Origin of the sequence: Amycolatopsis sp. NPDC001319, from assembly GCF_042896185.1 — a bacterium.
In the GTDB taxonomy this organism is placed as follows: domain Bacteria; phylum Actinomycetota; class Actinomycetes; order Mycobacteriales; family Pseudonocardiaceae; genus Amycolatopsis.
The window spans coordinates 91,806-111,944 of the sequence record NZ_JBIAWY010000018.1 but is presented as its reverse complement, the minus strand read 5'-3'; the positions used below and the strand labels follow the sequence as shown (position 1 = coordinate 111,944).

The window sequence follows — 20,139 nt, the reverse complement described above, 5'->3', positions numbered from 1 at the left end:
TAGGCACGAGTAAGTGATTGACACTTTCCAATCACTCGTCGACACTCGATCGAGTGAACCGGGACTCCCTCTTCTTCCACGCCGACTTCCGGCGGCTCTTCACCGGCGACACGGCGAGCCAGCTCGGCACGTTCGTCGGCATCACGGCGATCCCGCTGCTGGCGGCGGTCACGCTGGCGGCGACGCCGTTCGAGATGGGCCTGCTGACGACGGCCGAGACGCTGGGGTTCCTGCTCATCGGCCTGCCGGCGGGCGTGTGGGTGGACCGGATGCGCAAGCGGCCCGTGATGCTCGCGGCCGACCTCACCCGGGCCCTGCTGATCCTGAGCATCCCGGTCGCGTGGTGGACCGGCGTGCTGACGATGCCGCAGCTGATCGGCGTCGTGCTGTTCGTGGGCATCGGCACGGTGTTCTTCGACGTGTCCTACCAGGCCTACCTGCCCGCGCTCGTGGGCCGCGACCGCCTGCTGGAGGGCAACGCGAAGCTGCAGGGCGTGCAGTCCTCGGCCCAGATCGCCGGGCCGAGCGCGGCGGGTGTGCTGGTGCAGTTCGTGGGCGCGGCCAGCACGGTGCTGGTCACCGGCCTCGGTTACCTCGCCTCCGCACTGTGCCTGTGGCGGATCCGCACGGTCGAGACGCTGCCCGAGAAGACCGGCCACGAACGCCTGCTGCCACAGATGCTCGAGGGCCTGAGGTTCGTGTTCACCGACAAGCCGCTGCGCGCCATCGTCGCGTGCACCGCCACCGCGAACCTCTTCGGCGCCGCCGCGCAGGCCGTGGAGGTGCTGTTCCTGACACGCACGGCCGGGCTGCCACCGGCGGCGGTCGGCGGGCTGCTGGCCGTCGGCGGCATCGGCGGGATCCTCGGCGCGCTGTTCTCGGGCCCGATCATCCGCCGCGTCGGGCAGGCGCGGTCGATCTGGCTGCTGCCGATGCTCGTGTGGCCCGGCAACCTGCTCGTGCCGCTGGCGGGACCCGGCTGGCGCGTGCCCCTCGCCGGCTTCGGCCTCGCGCTGGCCGGGTTCGGCGTGATCCTCTACAACGTCGCGCAGGTCTCCTACCGCCAGGCGATCACACCCGACCGCCTGCTCGGCCGGATGAACGCGAGCGTGCGGTTCATCGTGTGGGGCACGATGCCGCTCGGGGGCCTGCTGGGCGGCGCGCTCGGCGAAGGGCTCGGGCTGACCGGTGCCCTGTGGACGGCGGTGATCGGCCAGCTGGCCGCCGCGCTGTGGGTCGTGTGCTCGCCGCTGCGGCGCATGCGTGACCTGCCGGTGGGCGAGAAAGCGGTGGAGGCGCCCGCCTAGAGTTGGTTCATGAACGCATCCCCCCAGCCCAGCCCTCGTGTCCCGGACAAGGTCGGTGTCGACGGTCTGGAGGCCAAGTGGGTAGCGGTATGGGAGCGCGACGGCGTCCACCGCTTCGACCGCACGAAGCCGCGCGAGGCCGTCTACTCGATCGACACCCCGCCGCTCACGGCGAGTGGTTCGCTCCACATCGGCCACGTGTTCTCCTACACGCACACCGACGTCCTCGCGCGCTACCAGCGCATGCGCGGGCGTGAGGTGTTCTACCCGGTCGGCTGGGACGACAACGGCCTGCCCACCGAGCGCCGCGTGCAGAACCACTACGGCGTGCGCTGCGAGCCGGCCCTGCCCTACGACCCGTCGTTCACGCCGCCGGCCAAGCCCGGCAAGGACGTGATCCCGGTGTCGCGCCGCAACTTCGTGGAGCTGTGCCGCACGCTGTCCGAACAGGACGAGAAGGTCTTCGAGGACGTCTGGCGGCGCGTGGGCCTGTCGGTGGACTGGACGCTGGCGTACCAGACCATCGACCCGGCCACCACGGAGATCTCGCAGCGCGCCTTCCTGCGCAACCTCTCCCGAGAGGAGGCCTACCAGGCCGAGGCGCCGACGTTGTGGGACACCACTTTCCGCACCGCCGTCGCGCAGGCCGAGCTGGAGGACCGCGAGCGGCCCGGCGCGTACCACGACCTCGTGTTCCGCACCGGCGAAGGCGCCGAGGTGCTCATCTCCACCACGCGCCCGGAGCTGCTGCCCGCGTGCGTCGCGCTCGTGGCGCACCCGGACGACGAACGCTATCGCGACCTCGTCGGGAAAACGGTGCGCACGCCCGTGTTCGGCGTCGAGGTGCCGGTGCACGCGCACCACCTCGCCGATCCCGAGAAGGGCACCGGCATCGCGATGGTCTGCACCTTCGGCGACACCACCGACGTCACGTGGTGGCGCGCGCTGCGGCTGGAGACGCGCCCGGTGCTCGGGCGCGACGGCCGGTTCCTGCCCGAGCCGCCGCGGGGGGTGCCCGCCGAGGCGTACGCGCCGCTGGCCTGCAAGACCGTCCACACGGGACGCCAGCTCCTCGTCGAGGCGCTGCGGGCCGAGGGGTCGCTGCGCGGTGAGCCGCGGACGATCACGCACGCGGTGAAGTTCTACGAGAAGGGCGACCGGCCGCTCGAGATCGTCACCAGCCGCCAGTGGTACCTCACCAACGGCGGGCGCGACGAGAAGCTGCGCGCGAAGCTGATCGAGCGCGGCGGCGAGCTCAACTGGGTGCCGCCGCACATGGAGGTGCGCTACCGCGCCTGGGCCGAGGGCCTCACGAGCGACTGGCTGGTGAGCCGCCAGCGGTTCTTCGGCGTGCCCATCCCCGTCTGGTACCCGCTCGACGAGCACGGCGAGCCCGACCACGACGCCGTGCTGGTGCCCGCGGATGCGGCCCTGCCGGTGGACCCGACCACGGACGTGCCGCCCGGCTACACCGAGGACCAGCGCGGGAAACCGGGCGGGTTCGCGGGCGAGGTGGACGTGATGGACACGTGGGCCACGTCGTCGCTCACGCCGCAGATCGCCGGGCGCTGGAGCCTCGACGACGACCTGTTCCGCCGCGTCTACCCGTACTCGCTGCGGCCGCAGGCGCACGAGATCATCCGCACCTGGCTGTTCTCCACGGCCGTGCGCTCGGAGCTGGAAGAGCACGTGCTGCCCTGGCGCGACGCGGTGATCTCCGGCTGGGTGCTCGACCCGGACCGCAAGAAGATGTCGAAGTCGAAGGACAACGTCGTCACGCCGGCCGCGCTGCTGGACCAGTTCGGGCCCGACGCCGTGCGCTACTGGGCGGCGAGCGCGCGGCCCGGCGTCGACACGGCCGAGGACCAGGGCCAGATGAAGGTCGGACGCCGGCTGGCCACGAAGCTGCTCAACGTGAGCCGGTTCGTGCTCGGCCTCGGCCTGCCCTCGGCGGACGCGGTGGTGACGGAACCGCTGGACCGGTCAGTGCTCGCCGCGCTCGGGCGCGTGGTCGGCGAGGCGACGGCGGCGTTCGAAGGCCTGGACCAGGCACGGGCGCTGCAGGTGACGGAGACGTTCTTCTGGACCTTCTGCGACGACTACGTCGAGCTGGTCAAGGCTCGCGCGTACGGCGACCGCGGCGAGGCGGCGGCCGACTCGGCGCGCGCGGCGCTGACGACCGCGCTTTCGGTGCTGGTGCGGCTGTTCGCGCCGGTGCTGCCTTACACGGCCGAGGAGGTCTGGTCGTGGTGGCAGGAGGGTTCGGTGCACCGCGCGCCGTGGCCTTCGGCGCCGTCGATCGAGGGTGACCCCGCGCTGCTGCCGCTGGCCGGCTCGGTGATCGCGGCCGTGCGGCGGGCCAAGACGGACGCGAAGGTGTCGATGCGCTCGGCCGTGGAGACGCTCACGGTGAGCGCCTCCGACGACCTGCTGACCGGGTTCGCCGCGGTGTCGGACGACGTGCGGGCGGCCGGAGTGATCTCCGCCGTGACCACTCGTCCCGGTGACGGTGAGCTGGCCGTCGAGGTGACAGTGGGCTGAGCGCTCCCCCAATGTGGCGTTCGGTGCGTTGAACGCAACCAACGCCACATTGGGTGCGCTCAGCGCAACCAACGCCGCATGGGGGTGCGTTACGCCCCGGCGGCGGCCCACCAGGCTTCGTCGAGCTCGCCGCGCGCGACGATCTCCGCCGGGCCGGTGAGGGTGGCCGCACCGCGTTCGACGGTGACGACCACACGGCCGCCAGGGATGTCCACAGTGGACTCGCCCGTGTCGGTGCCGGCCAGGTGCAGCGCGGCGGCGACCGCGGCCACCGTGCCGGTGCCGCACGAGCGCGTCTCCCCCACGCCCCGCTCGTGGACGCGCATGCGCAGCGCGCCCTGGCCGAGCAGGTTCACGAACTCGAGGTTCACGCCGGTCGGGAACACGTCGTGGTCGAAGTCGGGCTGCTCACGCAGGTCGAGGTCGGCGACGTCGTCGTCGAGCACCGACACCAGGTGCGGGTTGCCGACGTCCACGGCCACGCCCGAGAACGGGCTGCCCGCCACCACCGTGACCGAGGTGCCGGTGATCGTGGCCGGGCCCATGCCGACGGTCACGGAGCGGTCGGGGTGGACCACCACCGGCCGGTCGCCCGCGCGGGTGCCGACGGTGAAGTGGCCGTCGCCCGCCAGGCCGGCGTCGACGAGGTAGCGGGCGAACACGCGCACGCCGTTGCCGCACATCTCGGCGATGGAACCGTCGGCGTTGCGGTAGTCCATGAACCACTCGCCCTCGGACGCCTCACCCGCCGCGTTGGCGCGCACCACGCGCAGCACGCCGTCGGCGCCCAAGCCGCGCCGGCGGTCGCACAGGGCCGCCACGCGCTCCGCCGTGAGGTCGAGGCGGCCGGACGCGTCGGGCAGCAGCACGAAGTCGTTCTGCGTGCCGTGCCCCTTGAGAAACTCGATGCCGCCCATGGGGACAAGATTACTGGGCCAGGGCGTCGAGCACGCGCGCGGCCAGGTCGGGGGAAGCGCCGTCGAACCACCGGATCCGCTTGTCGCGGCGGAACCAGGAGCGCTGCCGCCGGACGAAGCGGCGGGTGGCCTGTGCGGTCGCGGCGGCGGCCGCGGCGAAGTCGCCTTCGCCGTCGAGCTCGGCGAGCACCTGCTGGTAGCCCAGCGCCCGCGACGCCGTTTTGCCGTCGCGCAGGCCGCGGGCTTCGAGCCGCCGCACCTCGTCGACGAGCCCGGCCTCGAACATCCGCTCCACCCGCAGGTCGACGCGCTCGTCGAGCTCGCCGGCGTCGCGGTCGATGCCGATCAGCACCGTGCCGTAGCGCGCGGGGCCGGGCTTGGGCAGGTTCGCGGAGAAGGGCTCTCCGGTCAGCTCCATGACCTCGAGGGCGCGCACGATCCGGCGGGTGTTCGTCGGCAGGATGGCGGCGGCTGCGGCCGGGTCTTGTTCGGTCAGGCGCGCGTAGAGGACCGCCGTGCCGCGTTCGGTCGCTTCTTCGTCGAGCCGGGCCCGGACGCCCGCGTCGGTGCCGGGAAACTTCAGGTCGTCGAGCACAGCCTGCACGTAGAGGCCGGAGCCGCCGGTCAGGACGGGCACGCGGCCGGCGGCGAGGAGGTCTTCGATCACGCGGCGAGCGTCGCGCTGGTAGGCCGCGACGGACGCGGTCTCGGTGACGTCGAGGACATCGAGCAGGTGGTGGGGCACGCCGCGCCGCTCGGCTTCGGTGGCCTTGGCCGTGCCGAGGTCCATGCCGCGGTAGAGCTGGAGCGCGTCGGCGTTCACGACCTCGCCGCCGAGAGCGAGGGCCAGCTCCACGGCCAGCGCCGTCTTCCCGGTGGCCGTGGGACCGACGACAGCGACCGGACGAGGCGGCTGAGCAGGGCTGATCACGCTGGCCGAGGGTACCTGGACGGGGAGGACCGCCGACACGGAGCGTCAAGGAGAAGTAGGATCACTGGCTTCAGGTGGCTCATCCAGTACCACAGCAGGCGCTGAGCTGCTTGAATGCCGCTGGGGCCCCATGCCCCCGGAAGCACCACAGCGTAACCCGGCCCCGCAGCACGCGGGGCGCCCGCACCAGCGGGCGTACAGGCGATAAGGAGCCTGCGATGGCCCAGGAGAACACGTCCAGCGGCACCCCGGCACCGCACCCCGTGCCCCACGCGCCCGGCGGCGCCCAGACCGCACCCCCGGTTCCGGCCGCCGAGCCCAGCCCGTCCACCTGGGGCCGGGTCGACGCCGAGGGCACAGTTTTCGTCTTCACGGCCGACGGCGAACGCGCGGTCGGGGTCTGGCAGGCGGGCACACCCGACGAAGGACTGGTGCACTACGCCCGCCGCTTCGACGACGTGCGCACCGAGGTCGAGCTGCTGGAGACCCGGCTGAGCTCGGGCGTCGGCGACCCGAAGCACGCGCTGTCGAACGCCACGCAGATCCGCGACGGGCTGGCCGAGTCGGCGGTGGTCGGTGACCTCGCCGCGCTGGCCGCGCGCGTCGAGTACGTGATCGCCGCCGCCGAGAAGGCGCTGGGCAAGGTCAAGCAGGAGCGCGAGGAGGCCCGCGCGGCCGCCGTTTCGCGCAAGCAGGAGCTGGCCGAGGAAGCCGAGAAGATCGCCGCCGACTCGACCCAGTGGAAGGTCGCGGGCGACCGGCTGCGCACGATCCTGGACGAGTGGAAGACGGTCAAGGGCGTCGACCGCAAGACCGACGACGAGTTGTGGAAGCGGTTCTCCAAGGCCCGCGAGGCGTTCAACCGCCGCCGCGGCTCGCACTTCGCGGAGCTGGACAAGCAGCGCGCGAGCGCCAAGCACCGCAAGGAAGAGCTCATCGCCGAGGCCGAGTCGCTCGCCGAGTCCGACGACTGGGGCGCCACCGCCGGCCGCTACAAGGAGCTGATGGCCGAGTGGCGCGCCGCGGGCCGCGCGCCCAAGGACAGCGACGAGGCCCTGTGGCAGCGCTTCCGCGCGGCCCAGGACGCCTTCTTCGCCCGCCGCTCGGCCGTGTTCACCGAACGCGACGCCGAGTTCGCCGGCAACGCCGCCCGCAAGGAAGAGCTGCTGGTCGAGGCGGAGAAGATCGACGTCGCCGCCAACCTCGACGCCGCCAAGTCCGCGCTGCGCCGCATCCAGGAACAGTGGGACGAGATCGGCAAGGTCCCCCGCGAACGCATCCGCGAGCTCGACGGCCGCCTCAAGGCCGTCCAGGACGCCGTCAAGTCCGCCGAGGACAGCCGCTGGCGCCGCACCGACCCCGAGGCCCAGGCCCGCGCCGCCCAGTTCCGCGAGCGCGTCGAGCAGTTCGAGTCGCAGGCCGCCAAGGCCCGCGCCGCGGGCGACGAGCGCCGCGCTCGCAAGGCCGACGAGCAGGCGGCTCAGTGGCGCGAGTGGATGGAAGCGGCGGAGGCCGCGGTGGCGGATCGCTGATTGTTTCCGGAGAGGGCCGCTCCTCGGGTTTCGCCCGGGGAGCGGCCTTTTTCGATCGTTCGGGTTGTTGGTGGTCGCGACGGGTGATCAGCTGACAGGCTCGGTACTCGCGGTGGCGTGGGTGGCGCGCGCGAAACACTCGCGGTGGGCTGGCCTGCTCGCTACGCGTGTGGCGTGGGTGCTCGCGTCGGCTGAAGGAATGAAGGGTCCCTTCACGACCGCCCAGGGGGACCCCCGGTTTCCATTCTCTCACTCCGGCACGACAAAAATCGCACCACGAGCAGCGCGACCGGGACCGCCGCGCCGTCGGATCAAGGCGCGGCGAGGCTTCCCCCGGTTCTCAAGCGCGCGAGAAAGCCGTCCGCATCCACATCGTCGCCAGGACGATCGTGGCGATCCACGCGACGATCATGCCGATTCCCGGGCCGCCGCCGGTGGCGCCGTTGGCGTGGGCCGACTGTTGGGACCACACGGACAGCAGGCCGTCCACCGAGGCGAACCAGCCGCCGGCGGCGCAGCACCAGGCGACCCACCAGCGGCGCGTCGCCACGCCCACCGCGCCGGCGAGGACGCCGATGCCCGTGGACGTCGCGGCGAACAGTTGCGGGATGCCGCCGCCGGCGCCCTGCAGCACCTGGTAGCCCGCGTGGTCGCCGACCCAGGGCAGGAACTGCGCCACGAGCAGCACGACGATGAACACGGCGATGTAGAAGCCGCGACGGCCCAGCTCCACCGTGCGAGACGCGCGCGCTCCCGCCTGGTCGATCTGGTCGGTCAGCTCCTCGTCGACCTCGGCCGGCGTTCCTGGCTCGCTCACAGCGCACACCCACTCACCGGGGCCGGCTCGACGGCCGGGGCTCCGACGCCCGGCAGTCCCAGCGTGACCCCGCTCGTCTTGGGCCGAAGACCCGCTTCGGCGTTGTCGCCCGCTCGCGTGCGGCGGTGCGTCAGGAGGTCGCCGTCGGCGACCAGGTGGTGCGGGGCGCCGTAGGTGATCACCGTCTCGACGACGTCGCCCGGGCGCACCCCACGGTCCACAACGGACCCGGCGGGCGTGAAGTGCACGAGCCGGCCGTCGCGGGCGCGGCCGCTCATGCGGTGCGTCTCGGCGTCCTTGCGGCCCTCGCCCGCGGCCACGAGCAGCTCGACCTTGGTCCCGACCAGCTTCTTGTTCTCCGCCCAGGAGATCTCGTTCTGCAGCTCGACCAGCCGGTCGTAACGCTCCTGCACGACCTCCTTCGGCAGCTGGCCGTCCATCGTCGCGGCCGGCGTGCCGGGGCGCTTCGAGTACTGGAACGTGAACGCGCTGGAGAACCGCGCCTCGCGCACCACGTCGAGCGTCGCCTGGAAGTCCTCTTCGGTCTCGCCGGGGAAGCCGACGATGATGTCCGTGGTGATCGCCGCGTCGGGCATCGCCGAGCGGACCTCGTCGAGGATCTTCAGGTAACGCCCGGAGCGGTACGAGCGCCGCATCTCGCGCAGCACCCGGTCCGAACCCGACTGCAGCGGCATGTGCAGCTGGTGGCACACGTTCGCGGTGTCGGCCATGGCGTCGATCACGTCGGACGTGAACGCCGCGGGGTGCGGCGAGGTGAACCGCACACGCTCGAGACCACTGATCCCGCCGGTCGCGCGCAGCAGCTTGCCGAACGCCAGGCGGTCGCCGAACTCGACGCCGTAGGAGTTCACGTTCTGCCCCAGCAGCGTCACCTCGAGCACGCCCTCGGCCACGAGCGCCTCGACCTCGGCGAGGATCTCGCCCGGGCGGCGGTCGCGTTCCTTGCCCCGCAACGACGGCACGATGCAGAACGTGCAGGTGTTGTTGCACCCCACCGAAACCGACACCCAGCTCGCGTACGACGACTCGCGGCGCGCGGGCAGCGTGGAGGGGAACGTCTCGAGCGACTCGAGGATCTCCACCTCGGCCTCGGCGTTGTGCCGCGCGCGCTCCAGCAGCGTCGGCAGCGCGCCGATGTTGTGCGTCCCGAACACGACGTCGACCCACGGGGCGCGCTTGACGATCTCCCCGCGGTCCTTCTGCGCCAGGCAGCCGCCCACGGCGATCTGCATGTCCGGGTTGGCGACCTTGTCCGGGCGCAGGTGGCCCAAGGTGCCGTACAGCTTGTTGTCCGCGTTCTCCCGCACGGCGCAGGTGTTGAACACGACCAGGTCCGGCTTCGCCTCCGCGCTCGCGGGGACGTACCCGGCCTCCTCGAGCTGACCGGCGAGCCGTTCCGAGTCGTGCACGTTCATCTGGCAGCCGAAGGTGCGGATCTGGAAGGTCTTGCGATTCTCGGTCATCAGGTAGCCAGGGTAACCCCCGCCGACCTCGGCTAAGCCGCCGCCCACCTGGTTGAACGCGGTCCCGGCCGGATCTCGCTCGGCTCGTCCCGCGCGCGGTTTTTGTCGGTGTGCGCTGCGATGATCCTCTCTGTGACCGCATGGAGACAACGACTCACGGCCCTCGCCCAGGAGCACCTGCCCGCCGAGGCCGTCGGCGCGTGGCTGGGGCTGGTGCGTCCCGGGGTGCACCTCGTTCCGGAGGGCGACGGGGCGCCGGTGGGGCAGCTGGGTGGTGACCCGGCGCTGCCCGCCGGCGTGGAGTGGCCGACGTGGGGCGAGCGCGGGCCGCTCACGTTCGTCGCGTCGGTGGACTGCGGTGCGTTGCCGCGCGAGCTCGAAACGTTGCCGGAGGCCGGCACGTTGCTGTTCTTCTCCTTCGACGGCCGCTACGACGAGAAGGACGACGAACCCGCGTACGGCGAGGACCTCGACGGCCATCGGGTGATCTTCGTCCCGGCCGGCACGCCGGTCGCCGAGCGGGGCGCGCCCGTCGAGCACCTCGCGTACCCGCGCCGCGACCTGCACGCGCGGGTGGTGGGCTCGGCGCCGGACGTCGGTCACGTGCTGCTCGACAGCACCACCACGCCGGAGGGAGTGCCGCTGGTGAATGCGGTCCGCCCTGGGCTGCTGGGCGAGCTCGCCTGGGCAGAAACCGAGCAGACCGCGCGGCACCAGGTCGGCGGGTACGCCACGGCGATCCAGGACGCCCCGGAGACGGAGGTCGCCGTGATGGCCCTAGGCGGCGGCTACCGCGACCCCGCCCTGGCCGGGGAAGGCGCGCGCTGGGTGCTGCTCGCCCAGTTCGACAGCGACGACGAGGCCGACATGATGTGGGGCGACGTCGGCACGATCTACTGGGTCATCCGGTCCGACGACCTCGCGGCGGGGAGGTTCGACGCGGCCCGGTTCACGATGCAGTGCACCTGAGCCGCGAACGCGGGGGCGCGCGTCTGGCACGATCCACCCCATGGGGTGGCAGCGGAGGCTCACGGCGGTGCTCGTCGCGGTGCTCGTGGCGGGGCTCACGGCCGCCTGTGGGCCGAGCTTCGAGGGCCTGCGCCTGCGGATCGCGACCGGCGCGGTCGGCGGCGTGTACAACGACCTCGCCCGGCCGCTCGCCGACGCGTGGGCCAAGGACCTGGGCATCACCCGGCCGGAGGTCCTGGCGACGCAGGGCTCGCGCGACAACCTCAACCGCGTGCTCTCCGGGAGCGCCGACGTCGCGTTCGTGGCGGCCGACCTCGCCGCCGAGTCCGCCGCGCAGCACCCGGGCCGGCTGACCGCGCTGGCGCGCATCCACGACGACTACCTGCACATCGTCGTGCGCGCCGACTCGCCCTACACGTCGGTGTCGATGCTCAAGGGCCGCCACATCGCGGTCGGCTCGCCCGAGTCCGGCGTGGAGTACATCGCCAACCGCGTGCTGGCCGTCGCCGGCCTGACCGATTCCGTGACCGTGCAGCAGCTGGGCCTCGGAGACTCCCTCAAAGCCCTCGAAAACCACCAGCTCGACGCCCTGTTCTGGTCCGGCGGCCTGCCGACCCCGCTGATCACGACGTACACGCAGAAGGTCGGCCTGCGGCTGCTCGACATGGCCAGCTTGCAGGAGGGCATGCAGGCCTACAGCCCCGTCTACAGCACCGCCACCATCCCCGGCAGCACCTACAACCAGGCCGGCCCCGTGACCACGCTCGTGGTGCCCAACTTCCTCGTCGTCCCCGCGAACATGGCCGGCGACGTCGCCGAAGCCCTCACCCGCGGCCTCTACGACGCCCGCCCCGCCCTCGCGGACGCCAACCGCGCGGCCCTGTCGATCGACGTCCACCCGGGTATCGAGACCGAGCCGCTCCCCCTGCACCCGGGCGCGCTCGCCTACTACCGCAGCCTCAAGGTCTAGGGCGCGACCCGCAGGTCCAGCTCGATCCGCAGCCCGCCGCCGTCCGGCAGGGACAGGCGCATGTCGCCGCCGGAGTGGCGGACGATCTCGCGCACGATCGCGAGCCCCAGGCCCGAGCCGGGCACGTTCTGGTGCGCGCTGCTGCGCCAGAAGCGGTCCACGGCGCGCTCCAGCTCGTCCTCGCGCAGGCCCGGCCCGTGGTCCCGCACCGCCAGGGTCACCCGGTTGCCGCCGTTCACGGCCGAAACATGCACCGAAGTGCCCTGGCCGGTGAACTTCAGCGCGTTGTCGATCAGCGCGTCCAGGATCACCTCCAGCCCCCTCGGTGGCAGCAGCACCCGCGCGCCCTTGACGTCCGCGTCGGTTTCCAGCGCGACGTCACGCGCCGCACCCACCACGCTCCAGTCGGCGACGCGGTCGGACACCACCGCGCCGAGGTCCTCCGCCACGAGCTCACCGCCGGCCGACTCGGCGCGGGCCATCGACAGCAGCTCGTCGAGGATCTGGTTGAGCCGGCCGGCGTCCACGCGGGCGGCGTCGAGGTCGGCGGCCGCGGCGTCGTCGTCCACGTGGCCTTCGAGGTTGCCCAGCCGCAGCTTCAACGCGGTCAGCGGGTTGCGCAGCTGGTGCGACGCGTCGGCGACGAACGCCCGTTGCGCGGCCAGCGCCTCTGACACGCTCGCCGCCATCCGGTCGAAGGACCGGCCGAGTTTCCGCAGCTCAGGCGGCCCGCCGCTCTCGCCGACCGGCTCCGCCTCACGCCCGCTCACGACGGCCGCGACCAGCGCGCCCGTCGCTTCGTCGAGCCGGCGCACGGGCCGCAGCGTCCACCGCACCACCGGGATCGCGACCAGCAGCGCGAGCCCGAACGCGACCACCGCGCCCGCCGCGAGCACGAGCCACTGCCACAGCAGCCGCGTGCGCACGTGGTCGGTCGAGGACTCCGTGACGACGACGCCGCGCACCTCGCCGTCGATCAGGATCGGCTCGGCCAGCACCAGTGGGACCGTCGACCACGGCATCAGCAGCGGACCGGGCTCCGGGTGGCGGCCGGCGAGCGCCTCGTTCACCGGCGCGGCGATCGCCGAGCGGTCGATGCGGGCCGCGTCGGTGCCGCCCAGCGAGCTGAGCACCGCGACGCCGTCCTGGTTCACCACCACGACCTTCACGCCGTAGACCTCGGTGTAGCGGCGCAGCTCCGGCTCCAGCAGCGCGGGCCGGTTGTCGATCAGCGGCCGTTGCGCGAGCGAGGCGAACCGCGCGGTGTCGGTGAGCCGGTCGAGAAAGAGGTTCTGCTGCAGGCTGCCCGCCATCGTCAGCGCCAGGGGGATACCGAGGCCGAACACGAGCAGCGCGACGAGCGTGACCACGATCCCCTGGAGGCGGACGCGCACGGCTCAGCCCCGCCCGCCGCCGAGGCGGTACCCGACCCCGCGGACGGTCTCGATCAGCGCCGGGCGCCCCAGTTTCGTGCGCAGCGTGGCCACGTGGACGTCGAGCGAACGGCTCTCCGCCGCACCCCGGTGGCCCCACACCTCGGTGAGCACGTGCTCGCGCGAGCACACCGAGCCGCGCGCGCCCGCGACGAGCGCGAGGACCTGGAACTCCTTGCGGGACAAGGCGATCGGCTGCCCGGCGACGAGCACCTCGTGGCGCGCGAGGTCGATGCTCACGTCGCCGACCTCGATCACCGGCGCGGGCCCGTCGGTGCGCTCGCCACGACGGCGTCGCACGGCTTCGACGCGCGCGAGCAGCTCCTCCACGTCGTAGGGCTTCACGAGGTAGTCGTCGGCGCCCGCGCGCAGCCCCTGCACCCGGTCGTCCACCTCGCCGCGCGCCGACACCACGATCACGGCGACGTCGCTGACCGCGCGGATGCGGCGGCACAGCACCACGCCGTCGACGTCGGGCAGCCCGAGGTCGAGCAGCACCACGTCCACGTCGTGCACGCGGTCCAGCACGCCGGCGCCCGAGGCCAGCCGTTGCATCTCCAGGCCGCGCCGCGTCAGCGCGGGCACGAGGGCGCCCGCGACCCGGTCGTCGTCCTCCACCAGCAGCACCCGCACCGCTCGCCTCCCCGGTGATCCAGCCCACGGTAGCGAGGAACTCTAGGGGGCACCCGCCCGCGACCACGACAGGGCACAAAGGATGACTCTCCGTCACCCTTCCGACCCGCAACGCGTGATGCCGGGATGCGCGCGTGGCTAGGCTGAGCAGCGCGGAAGGCCGCCGACCAGGTCGGACGGCGCCGGAAGTCGATACGTACTTGAAACCCTAAGTATTGCTCAAGCCGCCTTTACAAAGGGTCCGACGGGAGTAGGTTTCCGCCATCGACGGGGGATCCGGTCCCGCGGATGCCGGTGGTGAAGGAGCTCTGGAGGCCAAGATGACCGCGGAGGTGGCGGCGCCGATGATCAAGGCGACCGCCGTGAACAAGTTCTTCGGCGACCTGCACGTGCTGAAGGAGATCAACCTCGAGGTGCCTCGCGGCCAGGTCGTGGTGGTGCTCGGGCCGTCCGGGTCCGGCAAGTCGACGTTGTGCCGCGCCATCAACCGGCTGGAGCCCATCAACGACGGCGAGATCGCCGTCGACGGAGTGCCCCTGCCGGCCGAGGGCAAGGCGCTCGCGGCGCTGCGCGCGGACGTCGGCATGGTCTTCCAGTCGTTCAACCTGTTCGCGCACAAGACGATCCTCGAAAACGTGATGCTCGCGCCGGTGAAGGTCCGCAAGGTCTCCTCCGCCGACGCCCGCAAGACCGCCATGGAGCTGCTGGAGCGGGTCGGCATCGCGAACCAGGCGGACAAGTACCCGGCCCAGCTCTCGGGCGGCCAGCAGCAGCGCGTGGCCATCGCCCGGGCGCTCGCGATGCGCCCCAAGGTGATGCTGTTCGACGAGCCGACCTCGGCACTGGACCCGGAGATGGTCCAGGAGGTGCTCGACGTGATGACCGGCCTGGCCAAGGACGGCATGACCATGCTCGTGGTCACCCACGAAATGGGCTTCGCCCGCCGGGCAGCCGATCGGGTGATCTTCATGGCCGACGGCGAGATCGTCGAGGACACCAAGCCGGACGAGTTCTTCACCCAGCCGAAGAGCGACCGGGCGAAGGACTTCCTCGGCAAGATCCTCACCCACTGACGATTACCGGATTTCCCCGGCACCTGCCGTACCCGGTGGCCGCACCGGCCATACCGACGACAGATACAGGAGACACGTTATGAGGATCCGCACCCTCGCGGCAGGGCTGCTCGCCGGCGGCCTGCTGCTGACCGCTTGCGGCAAGGAAGGCACGCCCGCGGCCCCCGGTGGCGACGCCAGCGGCACGAACACCGCCGCCCTGCCGACCTACACCGTGGCGCAGAACGTCGACCTCCCGGGCTCGGCCACGTTCGCCAAGATCAAGTCGGCCGGCACGGTCACCGTCGGCGTCAAGGACGACCAGCCGGGCCTCGGCCTGAAGGACCCGACCACCGGCAAGTTCGAAGGCTTCGACATCGAGATCGCCCGGATGATCGCCGCCGGCCTGGGCGTCAGCCCGGACAAGATCAAGTTCACCACGGTCGACTCCGCCGCGCGTGAACAGGCCATCTCCAACGGCCAGGTCGACTACTACGTCGGCACCTACACGATCACCGACAAGCGCAAGACCCAGGTTTCGTTCGCCGGCCCGTACTTCCAGGCCGGTCAGGACCTGCTGGTGCGCAAGGACGACACGTCGATCACCGGCCCGGAGACGTTGAAGGGCAAGAAGGTCTGCTCGGTGACGGGGTCGACCCCGATCCAGCGCGTGCGTGACCAGGGCCTGACGGAGCCCGGCAACATCGTCGAGTTCCAGAAGTACTCGCAGTGCGTGGACAAGCTGAGCACCAAGGAGGTCGACGCCGTCACCACCGACGACGCGATCCTCAAGGGCTTCGCCGCCCAGGACCCCGACTCGTTCAAGGTCGTCGGCAAGCCGTTCTCGCAGGAGCCCTACGGCATCGGCCTGAACAAGGACGACAAGGTGCTACGCACGAAGATGGACGACCTGCTGCAGGCCAGCCTCGACGACGGCACCTGGCAGAAGATCTACGACGCCACTCTCGGCAAGTCCAACGCGACCGCGACGAAGCCGACGATCCAGCGCTACTGATCCAGCTCGGCGGCCGGTGGACGGAGTCTCCGTCCGCCGGCCGCTCCACGTAAACTTCCGTCCCACGGACGCGGGGAAGGCTCCATGGACGTCCTGCTCGACAATCTGGACCTGTTCGGTCCGTTCTTCCTTCGCACGATCGAACTGTTCCTGATCGCCGGCGTCGGCAGCCTGGTGTTCGGCACGATCCTGGCGATGCTGCGGGTGAGCCCGGTCCCGGTGCTCCGGTCGATCGGCACGGTCTACGTCACCGTCGTGCGCAACACACCGCTCACGCTGGTGTTCGCGTTCTTCGTGTTCGCCTACCCGCGGCTCGGCATCGTCGACCTCGACTACTTCACCTACGCGGTGATCGCGCTGACGGTGTACACGTCGGCGTTCATCTGCGAGGTCGTGCGCTCGGGCATCAACACCGTGCCGGTCGGCCAGGCCGAGGCGGCCCGCGCGCTCGGCCTCACGTTCGGCCAGATCCTCGGCCAGATCGTGTTGCCGCAGTCGCTGCGCTCGGTCGTCCCGCCGCTGATCAGCACCCTGATCGCGCTGCTCAAGAACAGCACGATCGCCAGCGGGTTCTCGGTCGCCGAAGCGGGCGCGATCCGCCAGTACATCTCCGAGCGCGGCGACAGCCAGCTGGTCGCCCTCCTCTGGGTGGCGCTCGGTTTCATCATCCTGGTCGCCGTGCTGTCCCTGGTTCAGCGCAGCCTGGAGAAGCGCTGGAGTGTGGCCCGATGAGCAGCGTCCTGTTCGACCTTCCCGGCCCGAAGTCGCGGGTCCGGCACCGGATCTACGCGGTGATCGGCATCCTCGCGGTCGTCGCCCTGATCGCGTTCGTGGTCTACAAGTTCTACGAGAGCGGCCAGTTCACCGCGCAGAAGTGGGCCTGGCTGCAGTACTCGCAGGTGCAGGCGGACCTCGCCAACGCCGTGCTGGCCACGCTCGAAGCGTTCGCCCTCGGTGCGGTGTTCGCCCTGATCTTCGGCGCGGTGTTCGCGGCCGGCCGGCTGTCCGAACGCGCGTGGCTCCGCGGGATCTCCACGTTCATCGTGGAGTTCTTCCGCGCGATCCCACTGCTGATCCTGATGTTCCTCTTCTACTACGGTCTGCCGGCAGTGGGCGTCGAGACCTCACCGCTGTTCGCCGTGGTGCTGGGCTTGACGCTGTACAACGGTTCGGTGCTCGCGGAGGTGTTCCGCGCCGGCATCAACTCGCTGCCGAAGGGCCAGTCGGAAGCGGCGTACGCGCTGGGCATGCGCAAGACGCAGGTCATGTTCACGGTGCTGCTGCCGCAGGCGATCCGGGCGATGCTGCCGACGATCATCAGCCAGCTCGTGGTGCTGCTCAAGGACACCGCGCTCGGCTTCCTGGTCACCTACCCCGAACTGCTCTACTACGCCCGCTACATCGGGTCGCAGGGCGTGTTCGGGCGGCCGATCGTGCCCTCGACCCTCGTGGCGGCCGGCATCTACATCGTGCTGTGCCTGCTGCTCACCGCCCTCGCGACGTGGGTCGAGAAGCGCAACCGGCGGAGCAAGAAGCACATCGAGACCACGGACAACAAGGCGGAGCAGGTCGTGCTCGGCAACGCCGCGGGCGCTGGTGCGTTCGGCGGCGGTGGCAACTGACGCTCCGGTCGTTCGAAAAAGGCCCCCGCACCCGCGGGGGCCTTTTTCGTGCGCTGCTCCGGATGCACCTGTCGGGTCGCCGGGCCGCGGATTAGCGTCGGGGGCACAGCCGTCAGGCAGGAGCCCGTCCGTGCCGGATCTCCCCGAACGCCACGAACTGGTCCACCACAGCCCCGTCGGCATCGCCGAGACCGCGACCGTCATGGCGGCCGCCGGTCCCGTGGCGGGACGCTGGGTGCTGGTCGTCGGCGCCGGCACGGGCTTTTACCCTCGGCAGTTCCGCGCGGCGGGCGCGTCGCGGGTCGTCGGGGTCGACGGGGACCGCTCTTTGATCGCGTATGCGCAACGGCACGAGGAACGGGATCCGGTGGGGATCTCCTGCGAGGTGCACTCACCGCTGAAGCTGCCGGTGATCGGTGACTTCGACGTGGTCACGGCTCTCGGCGTCGGCGGGCCGCTCGACGTGGTGGTCGCGAGGCTGGCGGCGAACGTCCGGCCGGGCGGGCTGCTCGTCTTCGCGCACCTGACGCCGGCCGCACTCTCCGGCGCCGTGCCGGGTTTCACCGTGACGCCGCTGGACGAGGACGCGCGGGTTTCCGTCCGCGTGGAGGCCGAACCGCCGGTGTCGTTCGAGTCGGTCGTCCGGGCACCGGAGACGGTCGAGGCGGCCCTTGCTGCTGCGGGGTTGCGCTCGATCGAGCTGCGGCCGGTGACGGTGCCGGCTGACGACGAGTCCTGGCGGCCGCTCGTCGCGAACCCGCCGTTCGCGGTGCTGACCGCGCGGCGGCCCTGAGGTTTCCGTCCCGGGATCACGCGAGGCCGCGGCCGGCCGCGCGGGTCCGTTCGTGGCGGCCGAGGACGTCGGTGCTGTCCACCCACTGGTCGATCGCCCCGATCGCGCCCGGGTGGAGCGCGGCGACAAAGCGGTCGGCGCCGAGAACGCGGTAAGGGCGGTCGTGGAAGCCGCGGGTGCGTGGGTCGATCGACTCGGTCAGCCCGAGGCGGTTGTGTTGTGCCGCAACGGTTTCGTAGGCACAGGCCAGGTGCGTTTCCCGCTCCTGCCACGAGGTGGCGGCCAGGGCGCCGGCGAGGTGTGGCGTCAGCTCCGGTGCGAGGGCCAGCCGAGCGAACGCGCTGCCGAGCCACTTCGAGTACGGCGGGTACCGGCGCGCCATCAGCAGGCACAGGCGCATGAGGTCCCGCACGAGCCGCGCGGCGACGACGGCGGACCCGAGCTCGTCGCCGACCTCGCCGCAGCGGCCGACGAATGCCTCTTCCTGGGCGATGCGCCGCCACTGCCCGGCGAGGACCTCGCGCCACACGTCGTCGGGGTACCAGGCCAGCGCGGCCCGGAGAGCGCCGAGGCGGCCGAGGCCGTCGTGAAAGACCGCGCCGCCGGTGAGCTCGGCGAGGGTCTGCGTCGGGGTGGTGAGCCAGTCGTCCCGGGACTCGGCCTCGCCGGGCAGGAAGCCCAGCCGCGCGGTGAACCAGGTGTCGACGTCGGCGATCTCCACGGCGTGGCGGACCGGGCCGTCGGCCGGGGCCATGCGCTTCGTCGGATCGCCTTCGTTGTCGGCGAAGTGGGTGGAGTAGCCCAGGAATTCGCGCGGCAGCTCGTGGGCGAGCAGGTCGTCGAGGCCGCCGGGCTCTCGGACGAACAGTTGCAGGCGCGGACCCCAGTCGTGGTCGGTGGAGCGTTCGGTGTCGAAGCCGAGGACTTCGGAGCCGGCGCCGATCAACGCGGCGGAGTACGTGAGGCCGCGGCGTTCGAGGATCGGGCGTACGGCGTCAGAGTGGAAGCGGCGGGCGAGCTCGAGACCGGGCAGGAAGTCCACGCCGGCGAGTGTGTCGCGCCCGGCCGCCGCTTCGCGAGCGGTTTTAGCCGCGCACCCGATGCCCGGCTTGCCAGACCGCGCGAATGCGACCGGCGAGATCGGCGACGTCCAAGGCGGGCCCGTCGAGCAGCACGAGGTCGGCGCGAAGCCCTGGGGCGACGCGGCCGCGGTCGTCGAGGCGCAGGAGCCGGGCCGCGTCGCTCGTGGCGGCGCGCAGAGCGCCCGCGGGGCCGAGGCGGGCGGCGGCGAGCAGCCGCAGCTCGGTCAGCAAGTCGACGTGGGGCCGCGGCGCGAGGTCCGAGCCGGCGGCGATCGGAAGGCCCGCTTCGATGGCGAGGGCGAGGGAGCGGCGGTGGGTTTCGCCGTGTTCGGCCGGAATCGGGGCGAGGGTGGGCACGAACCAGCAGCCGCGCTCACGCATCGCGGCGACGGCGTGTTCGTCGAGGAACACCCCGTGTTCGACACTGCGCACACCCGCGCGGGCGGCGGCTGTTGCGGCCGCGGCCGTGTGCGCGTGGGCCATCACGTCCCGGCCGGCGCGGCAGGCTTCGTCGGTGACGGCGTGGAGCTCTTCGTCGGTGGGGCGGACGTCGCGCCCTTCGGCCAGAGCGGCCAGCGCGCCGCCGGCACCGAGCTTCACCCAGTCGGCGCCCGCCCGCACCATGCGCCGCACGGCCGCGCGCGCCTGGTCCGGGCCGTCGAACACGGCGTCGGGCAGGGCCGGGTCGTCGATGCGATCGAGGCGGCCGGTGTCCGCGTCCCACGAGTCGCCGAGCCCACCCGTGGGCGACAGCTGGCGCAGGCTGACAAGCAGGTCGGGGCCTTCGATCCAGCCCTTGGCGAGGGCGTGCTTGAACCCGGCATCGGCACCCCAGGCGTCGCGGACGGTCGTGACACCTCTCGCTCGCAGTCGGCGCAGCGTGGCGACGGCTTCGAGGATCCGCGTGCTGCGCGGAAGTCCTTCGCGGCCGGGAAAAGCGACGTGGGCGTGCAGTCGATCAGGCCGGGGATGAGGAGACCGCCGTTGCCGTCACAGGGGTCCGGGCCGTCCACATCGGGCCCTACCGCGATGATCCACCGG

General features: G+C 71.8%; 18 protein-coding genes. 10 read left to right on the top strand and 8 right to left on the bottom strand.

The features are described from left to right. Positions 1 to 53: 53 nt before the first annotated feature. Complete coding sequence (locus ACFY1H_RS43895) at positions 54 to 1,307, top strand: MFS transporter (protein WP_366583773.1); 1,254 nt, start codon at positions 54 to 56, stop codon at positions 1,305 to 1,307. Between the two features lie 9 nt (positions 1,308 to 1,316). After that, complete coding sequence (gene valS, locus ACFY1H_RS43890) at positions 1,317 to 3,848, top strand: valine--tRNA ligase (RefSeq protein ID WP_386956026.1); 2,532 nt, start codon at positions 1,317 to 1,319, stop codon at positions 3,846 to 3,848. Positions 3,849 to 3,937: 89 nt separating this feature from the next. On the opposite strand, the gene dapF is transcribed toward valS, so the two are convergent. Then, positions 3,938 to 4,765 carry a diaminopimelate epimerase gene (gene dapF, locus ACFY1H_RS43885; RefSeq protein WP_366583771.1) on the bottom strand — a complete coding sequence of 276 codons (828 nt, stop codon included), beginning with the start codon at positions 4,763 to 4,765 and terminating at the stop codon, positions 3,938 to 3,940. A gap of 10 nt (positions 4,766 to 4,775) precedes the next feature. Then, complete coding sequence (gene miaA, locus ACFY1H_RS43880) at positions 4,776 to 5,696, bottom strand: tRNA (adenosine(37)-N6)-dimethylallyltransferase MiaA (protein ID WP_366583770.1); 921 nt, start codon at positions 5,694 to 5,696, stop codon at positions 4,776 to 4,778. Positions 5,697 to 5,914: 218 nt separating this feature from the next. Here miaA and ACFY1H_RS43875 point away from each other — a divergent pair, with 218 nt between their 5' ends. Then, positions 5,915 to 7,228: a DUF349 domain-containing protein gene (locus ACFY1H_RS43875; RefSeq protein WP_366583769.1), complete on the top strand. Its 1,314-nt coding sequence runs from the start codon at positions 5,915 to 5,917 to the stop codon at positions 7,226 to 7,228. A gap of 340 nt (positions 7,229 to 7,568) precedes the next feature. Here the strand turns inward: ACFY1H_RS43875 and ACFY1H_RS43870 are convergent, their stop codons facing one another. Both ACFY1H_RS43870 and miaB read right to left on the bottom strand, forming a co-directional pair. Beyond that, positions 7,569 to 8,045 (bottom strand): hypothetical protein, encoded by a 477-nt coding sequence (locus tag ACFY1H_RS43870; RefSeq protein ID WP_366583768.1) that lies wholly within the window; start codon positions 8,043 to 8,045, stop codon positions 7,569 to 7,571. Beyond that, positions 8,042 to 9,529, bottom strand: coding sequence for a tRNA (N6-isopentenyl adenosine(37)-C2)-methylthiotransferase MiaB (gene miaB / locus ACFY1H_RS43865; protein WP_386956025.1), 1,488 nt, complete (start codon positions 9,527 to 9,529; stop codon positions 8,042 to 8,044). The genes ACFY1H_RS43870 and miaB overlap by 4 nt, the downstream gene beginning before the upstream one ends. Before the next feature lie 132 nt (positions 9,530 to 9,661). Here miaB and ACFY1H_RS43860 point away from each other — a divergent pair, with 132 nt between their 5' ends. Both ACFY1H_RS43860 and ACFY1H_RS43855 read left to right on the top strand, forming a co-directional pair. Then, a complete protein-coding gene (locus tag ACFY1H_RS43860) occupies positions 9,662 to 10,498 on the top strand; it encodes a YwqG family protein (protein ID WP_386956024.1) in 837 nt (278 codons plus the stop codon). A 40-nt stretch (positions 10,499 to 10,538) separates the two neighbouring features. Further along, complete coding sequence (locus ACFY1H_RS43855; RefSeq protein ID WP_366583765.1) at positions 10,539 to 11,468, top strand: TAXI family TRAP transporter solute-binding subunit; 930 nt, start codon at positions 10,539 to 10,541, stop codon at positions 11,466 to 11,468. Here the strand turns inward: ACFY1H_RS43855 and ACFY1H_RS43850 are convergent. Continuing rightward, the gene (locus tag ACFY1H_RS43850) at positions 11,465 to 12,862 is read right to left on the bottom strand and encodes a sensor histidine kinase (protein ID WP_386956023.1); all 1,398 of its coding nucleotides are present in this window, start codon (positions 12,860 to 12,862) and stop codon (positions 11,465 to 11,467) included. The genes ACFY1H_RS43855 and ACFY1H_RS43850 overlap by 4 nt on opposite strands. Before the next feature lie 3 nt (positions 12,863 to 12,865). Continuing rightward, entirely contained in the window at positions 12,866 to 13,534 is a 669-nt protein-coding gene (locus ACFY1H_RS43845) for a response regulator transcription factor (RefSeq protein ID WP_366583763.1), read from the bottom strand. A 344-nt stretch (positions 13,535 to 13,878) separates the two neighbouring features. On the opposite strand from ACFY1H_RS43845, the gene ACFY1H_RS43840 reads away from it, so the two are divergent. The 5 genes from ACFY1H_RS43840 to ACFY1H_RS43820 all read left to right on the top strand — a co-directional run bounded on the left by ACFY1H_RS43840 (position 13,879) and on the right by ACFY1H_RS43820 (position 18,016). After that, a complete protein-coding gene (locus ACFY1H_RS43840; RefSeq protein WP_366583833.1) occupies positions 13,879 to 14,607 on the top strand; it encodes an amino acid ABC transporter ATP-binding protein in 729 nt (242 codons plus the stop codon). A 79-nt stretch (positions 14,608 to 14,686) separates the two neighbouring features. Beyond that, positions 14,687 to 15,601: a glutamate ABC transporter substrate-binding protein gene (locus tag ACFY1H_RS43835; RefSeq protein ID WP_366583762.1), complete on the top strand. Its 915-nt coding sequence runs from the start codon at positions 14,687 to 14,689 to the stop codon at positions 15,599 to 15,601. Between the two features lie 84 nt (positions 15,602 to 15,685). Next, positions 15,686 to 16,333 (top strand): amino acid ABC transporter permease, encoded by a 648-nt coding sequence (locus ACFY1H_RS43830; protein ID WP_366583761.1) that lies wholly within the window; start codon positions 15,686 to 15,688, stop codon positions 16,331 to 16,333. After that, complete coding sequence (locus ACFY1H_RS43825; protein WP_366583760.1) at positions 16,330 to 17,223, top strand: amino acid ABC transporter permease; 894 nt, start codon at positions 16,330 to 16,332, stop codon at positions 17,221 to 17,223. Before ACFY1H_RS43830 ends, ACFY1H_RS43825 begins: the two co-directional genes overlap by 4 nt. Positions 17,224 to 17,353: 130 nt before the next feature. Then, on the top strand, positions 17,354 to 18,016 hold the full coding sequence (locus ACFY1H_RS43820) for a methyltransferase domain-containing protein (RefSeq protein ID WP_366583759.1): 663 nt from the start codon (positions 17,354 to 17,356) through the stop codon (positions 18,014 to 18,016). Between the two features lie 16 nt (positions 18,017 to 18,032). Here ACFY1H_RS43820 and ACFY1H_RS43815 read toward each other — a convergent pair whose 3' ends face one another. Together ACFY1H_RS43815 and ACFY1H_RS43810 are read right to left on the bottom strand one after the other, a co-directional pair. Beyond that, on the bottom strand, positions 18,033 to 19,058 hold the full coding sequence (locus ACFY1H_RS43815) for a DUF4037 domain-containing protein (protein ID WP_366583758.1): 1,026 nt from the start codon (positions 19,056 to 19,058) through the stop codon (positions 18,033 to 18,035). A gap of 43 nt (positions 19,059 to 19,101) precedes the next feature. Next, positions 19,102 to 19,968 carry an amidohydrolase family protein gene (locus ACFY1H_RS43810; RefSeq protein WP_366583832.1) on the bottom strand — a complete coding sequence of 289 codons (867 nt, stop codon included), beginning with the start codon at positions 19,966 to 19,968 and terminating at the stop codon, positions 19,102 to 19,104. Positions 19,969 to 20,139 lie beyond the last annotated feature (171 nt).